The sequence below is a fragment of the Hyphomicrobium denitrificans ATCC 51888 genome, assembly GCF_000143145.1.
Lineage (GTDB): Bacteria > Pseudomonadota > Alphaproteobacteria > Rhizobiales > Hyphomicrobiaceae > Hyphomicrobium_B > Hyphomicrobium_B denitrificans.
This window is the reverse complement of the sequence record NC_014313.1, coordinates 2,709,637-2,722,138: the sequence shown is the minus strand read 5'-3', so window position 1 is coordinate 2,722,138 and position 12,502 is coordinate 2,709,637. Positions and strand designations below refer to the sequence as shown.

The following is a 12,502-nucleotide window of genomic DNA, read 5'->3' as shown; positions in this document are numbered from 1 at the left end:
CCGCGTTTAGCGCGGAAGCTCCGTCGAACCCATCAGGAACTTGTCGATCGCGTGCGCGGCTTGGCGGCCTTCGCGGATCGCCCACACGACAAGCGATTGCCCGCGCCGAACGTCACCGGCGCAGAACAGCTTCGGCGAAGTCCCAAGCTTGTAATCGCGATCCGTCGCATCGAGACCCTTGAAGCGGCCGCGCGCCACGACCGGAACCTGCAGTTCCTTGACCACGTCGCCCTCGACCGGCCCGGAAAAGCCCATCGCGAACAACACGAGATCGGCGTCGAGCGCGCCTTCGGTGCCCTTGATCGGCTGCAGGTTTCCGTTGACGCGCGTATAATGAAGCTTCTTCACCTTGCCTTTTTCGCCCGAGAAGCCCGTCGTCGAAATCGAATACTCGGTCGTCGCGCCCTCGGCCTGCGACGTCGAGATGCGCAGCTTCAGTGGCCAGTGCGGCCACGACAAAGCTTTGTTTTCCTTCGTCGGCGGAACCGGCATGATTTCGAGCTGCGTGACGCTCTTGGCGCCCTGCCGGAACGACGTGCCGATGCAGTCGGAACCGGTATCGCCGCCGCCGATGACGATCACGTGCTTGCCCTTCGCCGAAATCTCTTCCGTCTTGGGCTTTTGCGGTTCGCCGGCATTGCGCCGGTTCTGCTGCGGCAGGAAATCCATCGCATAGTGCAGGCCTTCGAGATCGCGGCCTGGTGATTGGGCAAAAAGGTCGAACGGCGTTTCCGAGCCGAGCGCGAGCAGCACGGCGTCGTGCTTGCCTTCGAGATACTTCGCGGACAGATCCTGCCCGACATGAATGCCGCAATGGAACGTGACGCCCTCGGCCTCCATCTGCTTCACGCGCCGCGCGATCACGGTCTTTTCCATTTTGAAATCCGGAATGCCGTAAACGAGCAGCCCGCCGGGACGCGCGTTCTTCTCATAGACGTGCACGTCGTGACCGGCGCGCGCCAGCTGCTGCGCGGCCGCAAGCCCAGCCGGGCCTGACCCGATGATCGCGACCTTCTTGCCGGTCTTCTTGTGCGGAGGCTGCGGCTGCAACCATCCTTCCTCGATGGCGCGATCGGCGATCGCGCACTCGATGCTTTTGATCGTCACCGGCTTGTCGTCGATATTGAGCGTGCACGATGCTTCGCACGGCGCCGGGCAAATGCGGCCCGTCACTTCCGGAAAGTTATTCGTCGAATAGAGGTTCTGCGCCGCCGTCTTCCAGTCGCCGTGATAGACCAGATCATTCCAGTCGGGGATCTGGTTGTTCACCGGACAGCCGTTGTGACAATACGGAATCCCGCAGTCCATGCAGCGCGCCGCCTGGCCTTTGATGTTCGCTTCCGCCAGCGGCTCGACGAACTCCTTCCAGTGCTTCAGACGCTCCTCGACCGGCCGGTATGTGCGCTCGGCGCGATCGATTTCGAGAAAACCCGTCGGCTTGCCCATTTCTATTCCGTCTTTCTGTTCGTTCCGTTGACCGGTCGCGATTTCGATTAGGATTTTGCGGCTGCTTCAGCTTCGCGGTTCGTTTCGCGAGACTTCGCAAGCTCGGTGAGCGCGCGGCGATATTCGACCGGCATGATTTTCTTGAACTTCGGCAGGTAAGCGCCGAAATCCTTGAGAATGGCCTGCGCGCGCTGCGAGTTGGTGTAGTGCGCGTGACGCGCGATCAGCGTGTGAAGCCGCTCCGCATCCTGCTCGCGCATGTCGACCATCACGTTGCGAACTGCGATCGCCACGTCGCCGCCTTGCTGGGCGAGCTTTTGCAGCGAGCCCGGATCGGCCGTCAGCGTTTCGAGCTGCACCATCTCCTTGTTGAGATGATTTTCGAAGTCGCCTTTTTCATCGAGCACGTACGCGATGCCGCCCGACATGCCAGCCGCGAAATTGCGGCCCGTCGGACCAAGCACGACGACGACACCGCCGGTCATGTACTCGCAGCCGTGATCGCCCGTGCCCTCGACGACGGCGTAAGCGCCGGAGTTGCGGACAGCAAAGCGCTCGCCGGCGACGCCGTGGAAATAGCATTCGCCCGTGATCGCGCCGTAGAGCACCGTGTTGCCGACGATGATCGAGTCTTCCGGCGTGATGCCGGATTTCGGATCGGGCCGCACGATCAGCTTGCCGCCTGAAAGACCCTTGCCGACGTAGTCGTTGCCTTCGCCGATCAGATCGAGCGTCACGCCGTGCGCCGTCCACGCGCCGAACGCCTGGCCCGCCGTGCCCTTGAGCGACAGCCAGATGGTGTCCTCGGGGAGTCCGGCATGACCGTAGCGCCGCGCGACTTCGCCCGACAGCATGGCGCCGGTCGAGCGATTGACGTTCTTGATCGCGAATTCGGCTTTGACCGGCTTCTTCGCCTCGAGCGCCGGCTTCGCGGCTTCGATGAGCTTGACGTCGAGAACCTTCTCGAGCCCGTGGTTCTGACGCTCGCTGTTATAGATCGCGACGCCCTGCGGAGCGTTCGGCTTATGGAACAGCTTCGAGAAGTCGAGACCGCGCGCCTTCCAGTGTTCGATGGCGCGATCCTTGTCGAGCTGATCCGTCTGGCCGATCATCTCGTTGAACGTATGGAAGCCGAGCTGCGCCATGATCTCGCGCACTTCTTCCGCAACGAAGAAGAAGAAGTTGATCACGTGCTCGGGCTTGCCGGTGAAGCGGGCGCGCAGAACGGGGTCCTGCGTCGCGACGCCGACGGGGCAGGTGTTGAGATGGCACTTGCGCATCATGATGCAGCCCGCCGCGATCAGCGGAGCGGTTGCGAAGCCGAACTCGTCGGCGCCGAGCAGCGCTCCGATCACCACATCTCGCCCAGTGCGGACGCCGCCGTCGACCTGCACCGCGATGCGGCCGCGGAGTCTGTTGCCGACCAGCGTCTGATGCGTCTCGGCGAGACCGATTTCCCACGGGCTACCCGCGTGCTTGATCGACGTCAGCGGCGAAGCGCCGGTGCCGCCTTCGAAGCCTGAGATCGTCACATGGTCCGCGCGCGCCTTCGCGACGCCGGCGGCGACGGTGCCGACGCCAACCTCGGAGACGAGCTTGACCGAAACGTCAGCCTGCGGATTGACGTTCTTCAGGTCATAGATGAGCTGCGCCAGATCTTCGATCGAATAGATGTCGTGATGCGGCGGCGGCGAGATCAGACCGACGCCCGGAGTCGCGTGACGCACCTTCGCGATCGTCGCGTCGACCTTGTGGCCGGGCAGCTGCCCGCCTTCGCCGGGCTTCGCGCCCTGCGCCATCTTGATCTGCATCATGTCGGAATTGACGAGATATTCCGTCGTCACGCCGAACCGGCCGGAGGCGATCTGCTTGATCGCGGAGCGCATCGAGTCGCCGTTCTGCAGCGGCTTGAAGCGATCGGATTCCTCGCCGCCTTCGCCGGTGTTGGAACGTCCGCCGATACGGTTCATCGCGATCGCGAGCGTCGTATGCGCTTCGCGGCTGATCGATCCGAAGCTCATCGCACCGGTCGAGAAACGCTTCACGATGCTCGCCGCTGGCTCGACCTCGTCGAGCGGGATCGGCTTGCGCCCCATGCTTTCCGCCGAGCGGATGCGGAACATGCCGCGCAGCGTCATCAGCTGCTCGGACTGATCGTTGATCGACTTCGAATAGTCGCGGAACTTCTGCGAGACGCGGCCGCTCATCGCGGCGGCATTGTCGGTGCCGCGAACTGCGTGCTGCAGGTCGGCAACCGTCGCCGGACGCCACATGTGCGCTTCGCCGCGCACGCGATAGGCATAGTCGCCGCCGACGTCGAGCGCGTTTTCCAGAACCGGAGAGTCGCCGAACGCCGCCTTGTGCCGCTCGACCGTCTCGCGCGCGATCTCGCGCAGACCGACGCCTTCGACCTGGGTGTGCGTGCCGGTGAAATAGCGGTCGACGAATGTCGACCTGAGTCCGACTGCGTCGAAAATCTGCGCACCGCAATAGGACTGGTAGGTCGAGATGCCCATCTTCGCCATCACCTTCATGATGGCCTTGCCGATCGCCTTGATGAACCGCTTCTTGGCGAGATCCGGCGTCGTGCCTTCCGGCAGATCGGGGATCATCGAGTACAGCGTTTCGAACGCGAGATACGGATTGATCGCTTCCGCGCCGTATCCGGCGAGCGTGCAGAACTGATGAATCTCGTGCGCTTCACCCGTCTCGATGACGAGACCGACTGACGTTCTGAGACCTTGCTTGATCAGATGATGATGCACGGCCGATGTCGCGAGCAGCGACGGAATGGCGATGCGATCCGGACCGGCGCGGCGGTCCGAGAGAATGATGATGTTGTATTCTTTCGCGCGCACGAACTCTTCCGCCTCGGCGCAAACGCCGTCGAGCGCCGGGCCCATGCCCGCCTCGCCTTTGTCAGCGGGGTAGGTGATGTCGATCGTGATCGACGAGAAATCGTTGTCCTTGACGGCACCGATGCCGCGGATGCGTTCGAGATCTTCGTTCGTCAGGATCGGCTGGTCGACCTCGAGGCGCTTCTGCTTCGACGTGCCTTCGAGCTCGAGGATGTTCGGACGCGGACCGATGAACGAGACGAGACTCATCACCAGTTCTTCGCGGATCGAGTCGATCGGCGGATTGGTGACCTGCGCGAAGTTTTGCTTGAAATAGGTGTGCAGCAACTTCGACTTCGACGACAGCGCCGAAATCGGCGTGTCGGTGCCCATCGAGCCGATGGCTTCCTCGCCGCGTTCGGCCATCGGCGCGAGCAGAAACTTGATGCTTTCCTGCGTGTAGCCGAACGCTTGCTGCAGATCGAGCAGCGCGATGTTCGACTTCGCGGGGCGCGCCGACGCGGGCGGCAGCGGCAGCTCCGACGCCTTGATTTGCGTGCGCTTCAGCCACGTTTCGTAGGGATGGCTCGCCGCGATCTCGGCCTTCAATTCTTCGTCCGAGATGATGCGACCCTTTTCGAGGTCGATCAGCAGCATCTTGCCCGGCTGCAGACGCCACTTCTTGACGATCTTGTCCTCGTCGACCGGCAGCACGCCCGACTCCGACGACATGATGACGGTGTCGTCCTTGGTCACGAGATAGCGCGCGGGACGCAGGCCGTTCCGGTCGAGCGTCGCGCCGATCTGGCGGCCGTCGGTGAACGCCATCGCCGCCGGGCCGTCCCACGGTTCCATGAGGCAGGCGTGATATTCGTAGAAGGCGCGGCGCTTCGTATCCATCGTCGGATTGCCGGCCCACGCTTCCGGGATCAGCATCATCGCCGCGTGCGCGAGGCTGTAGCCGCCCATCGTCAGGAATTCGAGCGCGTTGTCGAAGCACGCCGTATCAGACTGGCCTTCGTATGAGATCGGCCAGAGCTTCGAAATGTCTGAGCCGAACAGCGGCGAGGAAACGGACGCTTGCCGCGCCGCCATCCAGTTGACGTTGCCGCGCAGCGTGTTGATCTCGCCGTTGTGCGCGACCATCCGGTAGGGATGCGCGAGCTTCCACGACGGGAACGTGTTGGTCGAAAAGCGCTGATGCACCAGCGCCAGCGCCGAAGTCAGGCGCGGGTCGGAAAGGTCTTTGAAGTAGGCCTTCACCTGATACGACAGGAACATGCCCTTGTAGACGAGCGTCCGCGTCGATAGCGACACGGTGTAATGACCGATGTCGCGCCCCTTATAGGCGTCGTGGATCGCGTTCGAGACGACCTTGCGAACGATATAGAGGCGCCGTTCGAATTCATCCTGGTCCGCGATCGAGGAGGGACGTTCGATGAAAGCCTGCCGGTGCACGGGTTCAGTGGTGCGAACCATCGGCGACAGGCAGCTGTTGTCGACCGGCACCGAACGCCAGCCGAGAAACTTCAGACCTTCTTCCTTGACGCATCGCGCCCAGACGCGTTCGCAATGCGCGCGCAGCCGCTCGTCTTGCGGCATGAAGACATGGCCGACGGCGTAGTCGCCGAACTTCGGCAGATCGAAGTCGAGCGTCTTTGTTTCCGCCGCAAGAAAATCATGCGGGATCTGGATGAGAATACCGGCGCCGTCGCCCGACAGCGGATCGGCTCCGACCGCGCCGCGATGTTCCAGGTTTTCCAGAATCTTGAGCGCGCTCTCGACGATCGAGTGCGATTTCTTACCCTTGAGGTTGGCGATAAAGCCGACGCCGCACGCATCCCGCTCCAGTGCCGGATCAAATAGTCCTTCAGGCGCCGGGCGGCCCTGCGGTCCGATTTCATCTTCCAGCGGGGGTAGGTAGCCTTCGCTCATCTTCTTTGCCTCGTCAGGCCCGTCGGGCCTCTCTGCGAATGTCTGTCGGGGTCGGGTCGCGCGGTTCGCCCATGAGAGCCAGCCGCGCTTGCATTTCTGTGTGAGTGGCGGCGGTGCCGCCGGATTGCGCTCTCATGTGTCGGCGAAACTTTGTCCCAGGCGAAAGGCTGCCCAAGGAGTGCCGGAAAAGTGCGCGAGCGGCCGTGACGATTATCGCGTCGATTTTCGACGCATACGTTTCATCGCGGCCGCCGTGTAGGGCGACCGGACATCTGGCGGACGTGCTTTCGAGTGCAACATCGGCGTTCCAATAAAGGTCAGTAATGCTGACCTATGTGCTGCATCATACAGATTTGCATTCGTCGCACAAGTAGAAAAGCGCACATCTTTTGTACGATGTTTTTTTGGCGTTCGCGCTCCGTCTGGCGACGAGCAATCGCCAGCATCCTGAGCGAAATCTGCCCGATCGCCGTTATGGCGGCGCAGTCGGCCACGACGGCCTGGTCATTGCGTGTTGGCACGACGAAGCAGCCGCGTCCGGGGGGGCGCGGCTGCCAAGCATTTTCAATAACTTCGAACGAATTTCGAAACTCGGCGGGCTTAGGCCGCTTTCGCCTCAAGCTGCTTCGCGTCGCTCGAACCGATCGCGATCGTCCGCGGCTTTTTGCTTTCCGGAACGTTGCGGACGAGATCGACGTGGAGCAAGCCATTCTCGAACTTGGCGCCCGTCACGTCGACGTGGTCGGCAAGCTGGAAGCGCCGCTCGAAGGCACGCGCTGCGATCCCACGGTGCAAGAACGTCTTGCCTTCCGTTTCGGCAGCTTTCTCACCGGAGACAGACAGCGTCTGCTCCTTGACTTCGATTTTCAGCTCCTCAGGCGAAAAACCGGCGACCGCGAGAGAGATGCGATACGCATTTTCGCCAGTCCGCTCGATATTGTACGGCGGATAAGTCGATTCGCTATCGAAGCCCGTCGACTGGTCCAGCATCTGGAACAGGCGGTCAAAGCCGATTGCGGAACGATAGAAGGGAGCAAATTCAGTGTGTCGCATGAACATATCCTCCTAGAGAAGCGACATGTGAGCCGGCCCGGCGATCGAGTCCGGCTCTTTGAGTGCGGCCCCGCTTCGCGGCAACCGCAACAGACAGGTAGGAAGACCAAATTCCACTTCAAGAGGTCCGACGACAGGCTGCAAGCGCGCCCTCGCCGCGCTAGAATTGTTAATGCTGCGTCGGGAATTCAGAGAGCGCCATGAAACTCGTATCACTCTCGATCAATCCAGTGCCGAGCGGCGCGACGGTTTCCGAGTTCGACGGCTACGACGGCCTCAAGCTGCGTTACGCGCTGTGGGAGCCGACGCGGGGTCCGGTGCGCGGCACCGTCTGCATCGTGCAAGGGCGCGGCGAATTCATCGAAAAATATTTCGAGGTCATCGCTGATCTTCGCCGCCGCGGCTTTGCCGTCGCGACCTTCGATCTTCGCGGCCAGGGCGGCTCCGAGCGGCTGCTGTCGAACCCGCGCAAAGGCCATGTGCTCGCCTTCACCGAATACGATCGCGACCTCGCGATCTTCATCGACGAAATCGTCAAGCCGGCGCTGCCGCAGCCGCTGATCGGGCTCGGTCATTCGCTCGGCGGCAATATCCTGCTTCGCAACGCCCAGGACGAGGCGAGTCCGTTCGCCCGCATGGTTCTGATGGCGCCGATGATCGCGATCCACGAAAATATGCTCGGCGTCAGCCCCGGCATCGCGCGCGCCTACGCGAATATCGCATGTCTTTTCGGGTTCGCCGGGACGTATGTCCGAGGCGGCGGCGACGAGCCGGACGACTTCAAGGATTTCGAAACGAACCGCCTGACGTCGGACCATGTGCGCTGGTCGCGCAACAAGGCGATCATCGAAGCCGCGCCGGAACTCGCGACCGGCTCGCCGACGGTCGGCTGGCTGAGAGCCGCGCTCCGAAGCACGGCGATGCTGCTTCGGCCCGAATATCCGAAGTATGTGTGCGTCCCGATGATCCTGTTCGCGGCCGGGGCCGACAAGGTCGTCTCGACCCAGGCGATCGAAGATTTCGCCGTCGATCTGAAGTTCGGCGCGCACATCCTGATGCCGGGATCGCGTCACGAGATCCTGCAGGAAACCGACGCCGTGCGGCAGCGCTTCTGGGCGGCCTTCGACGCCTACATGGGAATTACCACGGCGTCGCCGGAGAAGGCCTAGGCGTTGTTGATCAGCGTCAGCACGGCTTCGTGCAGGCGCGCGTCGCCGCACGCGATGATATCGCCGCCGCTCGCCGGATCGCCGCCCGACCACGTCGTGACACGCCCGCCCGCCCGCTCGATGATCGGGATGAGCGCGACGATGTCATAGGGCTTCAGATTGGTTTCGAGCACCAGATCGATGAACCCCGCGGCAAGCAGGCAGTAATTGTAACAATCGCCGCCGTATCGGGTCAGCCGTGCCGTGGCCTTCACCCGGTTGAGCGCCCCGATCTGCATGTCGCCTTCGAAGAGATCGGGATGCGTCGACGCCAGCACGGCATCTTCGAGGTTTGCGCACGGCCGCGTCTTGAGGCGCTGGGGCCGCCCGCCGCCGACGCTGTGATAGGACGCGCGATCGCCGGACCAGAAGCGCTCCCCGGTGAACGGCTGATCCATCAATCCGAAGAACGGCTTTGCGTCCCGAAGCACGCCAATCAGCGTGCCCCAGAGTGGCGAGCCGATGATGAACGAGCGCGTCCCGTCGATCGGATCGATGACCCACTGATAGGGGCTTGTGCCGGCCTTGGTGCCGAATTCCTCGCCGATGACACCATCGTTCGGCATTTTGGCCGCCAGCGCCTGGACGATCGCCTTCTCCGCACCCCTGTCAGCCTTGGTGACGGGGTCAAAGGCGCCGCCCGCGGCTTTGTTTTCCACAGGGACTACCTTGCGGAAGTGCTTGAGGATCACCGGCCCCGAAATGTCGGCGAGTTCATGGGCCACGCGCACGATGGCCTGAAATTCTGCTGCGGGTAACGACCCGGACACGTGCTCACCCCGTAACTGCGGTTGTTGAACTGTGATTGCGCAAAATGAGCAAATCTATCGAGAACAAGGTACAATATTAAAATAGTTATATCCAAGTAACCTAAGTTGTGGCGCGCTAGATACATCTATTCGTGAATGCGCTATCTCAATACTCGTGGAGATTGCGAGCGGCGCCGAAGCATACCATCTTCGTAATGCGGTTGTGTGAACACGCTTCTATCGCAATCGCTGCCCAATTTGGGCGTTTCCTCCCTAGACTTGGGCCGTTCTTACGAACGGCCTTTCTTTATGCGGCATTGTGCGCCGCGGGGAGGTATGCGAGATCCGCACTTTCCACCTCTCAGACCTGCATAAATCGCAATTGTCGTTGATGCAATGCACCGTTATTTTGTGCAGTGCGATATGCGAGCTTGTGCTCGCGCTTCGCAGCCCTCCTTGGGCGTTTCCTCCCTAGACTTGGGCCGTTCGGATTGAACGGCCCTTTTTTCTTGGCCGGTCGTACGCCAAAGCGTGCGCGGACGGTTAATGCGCGCGCGGAGGCACTTACTCTGCTGCAGCGCGAAAATCGAGCAGCCCCGGCACTTCCGCGAAGAGATGCTGAGCGATCTCCCGGAGCGCGGCAGTGAGCGCGACGTAGCCTTTATTCGGCTGGAACGTCATCTCGTTGATGTAAAGCCCGCGATTGATCTCGAGCTGGATGGCATGCGTGCCATGGGCCGGACGGCCGTGGTGCTCGGTGATGTACCCGCCCGCGTAGGGCCGGTTCAGCTGCACCTTGAAACCTCGCCGCTGGAATTCGTCCCGCACGAGCAGCGTCAGCCGCGGATCGGACGAAGCCCCGAAGCGGTCGCCAATCACGATGTCGGGCCTGAGCGCGCCACCTGGCGCCATCGCTGCCGAGGGCATCGAGTGACAGTCGATCAGAACGGCATAGCCAAACGTTTCGCAGGTCTGAGCAATGAGCCGCGATAGCTCGGCATGGAACGGAAAATAGAGTTGCTCGATGCGCGACAGCACGCTCTCGATGCTCAGCCGGTTCGGATAAATATCTTCGCCGTCGGCGACGATGCGAGCCACGGTTCCGAGCCCGCCGGCGACGCGAACGGATTGCGTGTTGGCGTGCGCGGGAACGTCTTCAACGAGTTCCGGATCGATCTCGTAGGGTTCGCGGTTGAGATCGAGGTAAGCGCGCGGAAAGCGCGCGCTGATCAGCGGCGCACCCATCTCGGCGACAGGCTCGAACAGCTTATCGACGAAGCAGTCTTCCGATCGCCTCAGCGTTTTCGGATCGAGCCGCGAAATCGCAAGAAATTCGGGCGGATAAAGCCGTCCTGAGTGCGGCGAAGAAAAAACGAAAGGCGCAGTTTGCTGACGCGGCGAAAGAACATCGAAAGATGGAAAGAAGGCGGACGGCACGCTGTGAAGGTGGGCATCGGACATTCGGGAACGTGTGCCTTCGATTGCTTCCGCGACAAATTGACGATGAAAGGTTCGACACTCTGCCAACGTGCGACTGGGAAGTCCATGCGTGACTTCGGCTATGCTGCAGCTGATAACGCACTGCGTTCCGAGAAGTTCTCGAATCGCGGCTTGGCTGCAACTCTCCACAATTTCATGCAACGTTTACCAAACTCGGGCCAAGTTTGCGCCAGACGGACTGTGCAGTATTGGTTACGTTCAAGCTCCGCTTCATCACAGAGTTCCCATGCCTGTTAAGCCCTCAAGTCTACCGCTGCGCCGCATCCTGCTTGCTGAGGATGACGATTCGATGCGCGGTTTTCTCGTTAAAGCGCTGGAAAAAGCCAACTACGACGTCGTTGCTTTCGAAAACGGCGAAGAAGCTTACGAGCGTCTGAAGCGCGAGCCGTTCACGCTGCTGCTGACGGACATCGTGATGCCGAAGATGGACGGCATCGAGCTTGCCCGTCGCGCCAGCGAGATCGATCCCGATCTCAAGATTATGTTCATAACGGGCTTTGCAGCGGTGGTGCTCAACAGCGAGAACCAGCCTCCGAAAGAGGCCCGCGTGCTGTCAAAACCCTTCCACCTCAAGGACCTCGTTCGGGAGGTCGATCGCCTGCTTGCGGCATGATCTGCTGCGGCAACCTCAGCATAATTCAAGAAACCCCTCGTTCAGGGCTTGACCAAGAGGGATCAATCCCCCTAGAAGCTCGCTTCTTCGGGCACTTAGCTCAGCGGTAGAGCACTACCTTGACATGGTAGGGGTCAGAGGTTCGATCCCTCTAGTGCCCACCATCTTTTAACCGGTGTCGTTATGAAAGTTAGAAACTCTTTGAAATCCCTTCGTTCGCGACACCGCGATAATCGCGTCGTCCGTCGCAAGGGTCGCGTCTACGTGATCAACAAGACGCATCGCAGGTTCAAGGCGCGCCAGGGCTGATGCCCGTTTTGGCGCCCTTGGACGTTACTGCGAATTCACGAGACTCGTTTTGACCGTTGTGCCGCCGATCGATACGGTCGGCGCATGAGAGCCAACGCGCGCATTTTGGTTGTCGGACTTGCTTTGGCTGCGGGCATCGCGCCTGCGGCGGCTGACGACGAGCTTCTAAAGACCCAGCCTTTCCCCGAAAAGCAGGTGCCGGCACAGCCGCCGCCTCCACCGTCGCAGAAGCGCGAGACGCCGCCACCAACTGCGCCGCGCACGGCCGAACACGGCGATCCCGGCATGATGGGCCTGCCCTGGCCGAAATCTCCCGAGGAAGCCTCCAAGACCCTCAGCAATCTCTATGCGTTCCTCGCGACGACGGACGATCATCGCCTCGGCGGTGAGATCGGCGCCTCCATCGAGCGGCTCTGGCGGCTTTGCGGCGGCGACACGGTCAACCTGCTGATCGATCGCGCCGAGCTGTTCTCTTCCAAGAACGAAAACGACAAGGCCCTGCCGCTGCTCGACGCGGCGGTCGATCTCGCGCCCGACTACGCCGAGGCTTGGAGCCATCGCGCCTACATCGAATATCGCCTGAACAACTATCCGGCGGCGCTGGGCGACTTGCGGCGCGCTCTGGCGCTCGACCCGAACCACTTCCGCGCCCTCGACGGCATGGCGAAGATCCTGACGCAGATGGGCGAGAAGAAAGCCGCGCTCGAAGCCTACGATCAGCTTCTGAAGATCCACCCGAACATCGAAGGCGCCGAAACCGCCCGCGACGAACTTAAGAAAGCCGTCGAAGGGCAAGGGATCTAGGTCACTCCCGGCATCTCCACCGCTTCGGCAGAGGCGCGTCAGAAATCC

Annotated in this window: 9 protein-coding genes and 1 tRNA gene; 5 read left to right on the top strand and 5 right to left on the bottom strand. The window is 61.6% G+C overall.

Annotated features, from left to right (window positions below):
- Positions 1 to 6 precede the first annotated feature (6 nt).
- From HDEN_RS13100 to HDEN_RS13085, 3 genes are all read right to left on the bottom strand, one after another.
- Positions 7 to 1,446 (bottom strand): glutamate synthase subunit beta, encoded by a 1,440-nt coding sequence (locus HDEN_RS13100; RefSeq protein WP_013216608.1) that lies wholly within the window; start codon positions 1,444 to 1,446, stop codon positions 7 to 9.
- A gap of 47 nt (positions 1,447 to 1,493) precedes the next feature.
- Positions 1,494 to 6,218, bottom strand: coding sequence for a glutamate synthase large subunit (gene gltB / locus HDEN_RS13095; RefSeq protein ID WP_013216607.1), 4,725 nt, complete (start codon positions 6,216 to 6,218; stop codon positions 1,494 to 1,496).
- A gap of 600 nt (positions 6,219 to 6,818) precedes the next feature.
- Positions 6,819 to 7,271 (bottom strand): Hsp20 family protein, encoded by a 453-nt coding sequence (locus HDEN_RS13085; protein WP_013216606.1) that lies wholly within the window; start codon positions 7,269 to 7,271, stop codon positions 6,819 to 6,821.
- Between the two features lie 200 nt (positions 7,272 to 7,471).
- On the opposite strand from HDEN_RS13085, the gene HDEN_RS13080 reads away from it, so the two are divergent.
- Positions 7,472 to 8,440: an alpha/beta fold hydrolase gene (locus HDEN_RS13080; protein ID WP_013216605.1), complete on the top strand. Its 969-nt coding sequence runs from the start codon at positions 7,472 to 7,474 to the stop codon at positions 8,438 to 8,440.
- Here the strand turns inward: HDEN_RS13080 and hisN are convergent.
- Together hisN and HDEN_RS13070 are read right to left on the bottom strand one after the other, a co-directional pair.
- Entirely contained in the window at positions 8,437 to 9,249 is an 813-nt protein-coding gene (hisN, locus tag HDEN_RS13075; protein WP_081446242.1) for a histidinol-phosphatase, read from the bottom strand. The two genes, HDEN_RS13080 and hisN, sit on opposite strands and share 4 nt — an antisense overlap.
- 543 nt (positions 9,250 to 9,792) lie before the next feature.
- On the bottom strand, positions 9,793 to 10,689 hold the full coding sequence (locus HDEN_RS13070) for an N-formylglutamate amidohydrolase (protein ID WP_013216603.1): 897 nt from the start codon (positions 10,687 to 10,689) through the stop codon (positions 9,793 to 9,795).
- A 265-nt stretch (positions 10,690 to 10,954) separates the two neighbouring features.
- Between HDEN_RS13070 and cpdR the strand changes: the two genes are divergently transcribed.
- The 4 genes from cpdR to HDEN_RS13050 all read left to right on the top strand — a co-directional run bounded on the left by cpdR (position 10,955) and on the right by HDEN_RS13050 (position 12,454).
- A complete protein-coding gene (gene cpdR, locus HDEN_RS13065) occupies positions 10,955 to 11,341 on the top strand; it encodes a cell cycle two-component system response regulator CpdR (RefSeq protein WP_013216602.1) in 387 nt (128 codons plus the stop codon).
- Positions 11,342 to 11,430: 89 nt separating this feature from the next.
- Positions 11,431 to 11,505 (top strand) — tRNA-Val (locus tag HDEN_RS13060).
- 19 nt (positions 11,506 to 11,524) lie between these two features.
- The gene (gene ykgO / locus HDEN_RS13055; protein WP_013216601.1) at positions 11,525 to 11,650 is read left to right on the top strand and encodes a type B 50S ribosomal protein L36; all 126 of its coding nucleotides are present in this window, start codon (positions 11,525 to 11,527) and stop codon (positions 11,648 to 11,650) included.
- Positions 11,651 to 11,734: 84 nt separating this feature from the next.
- Positions 11,735 to 12,454 carry a tetratricopeptide repeat protein gene (locus HDEN_RS13050; protein WP_013216600.1) on the top strand — a complete coding sequence of 240 codons (720 nt, stop codon included), beginning with the start codon at positions 11,735 to 11,737 and terminating at the stop codon, positions 12,452 to 12,454.
- Positions 12,455 to 12,502: the final 48 nt, after the last annotated feature.

What these genes read in the sequence shown, in the direction of transcription:
- HDEN_RS13100 (WP_013216608.1), bottom strand. Translation starts at nt 1,446, where the DNA reads ATGGGCAAGCCGACGGGTTTTCTCGAAATCGATCGCGCCGAGCGCACA.
- gltB (WP_013216607.1), bottom strand. Translation starts at nt 6,218, where the DNA reads ATGAGCGAAGGCTACCTACCCCCGCTGGAAGATGAAATCGGACCGCAG.
- HDEN_RS13085 (WP_013216606.1), bottom strand. Translation starts at nt 7,271, where the DNA reads ATGCGACACACTGAATTTGCTCCCTTCTATCGTTCCGCAATCGGCTTT.
- HDEN_RS13080 (WP_013216605.1), top strand. Translation starts at nt 7,472, where the DNA reads ATGAAACTCGTATCACTCTCGATCAATCCAGTGCCGAGCGGCGCGACG.
- HDEN_RS13070 (WP_013216603.1), bottom strand. Translation starts at nt 10,689, where the DNA reads ATGTCCGATGCCCACCTTCACAGCGTGCCGTCCGCCTTCTTTCCATCT.
- cpdR (WP_013216602.1), top strand. Translation starts at nt 10,955, where the DNA reads ATGCCTGTTAAGCCCTCAAGTCTACCGCTGCGCCGCATCCTGCTTGCT.
- ykgO (WP_013216601.1), top strand. Translation starts at nt 11,525, where the DNA reads ATGAAAGTTAGAAACTCTTTGAAATCCCTTCGTTCGCGACACCGCGAT.
- HDEN_RS13050 (WP_013216600.1), top strand. Translation starts at nt 11,735, where the DNA reads ATGAGAGCCAACGCGCGCATTTTGGTTGTCGGACTTGCTTTGGCTGCG.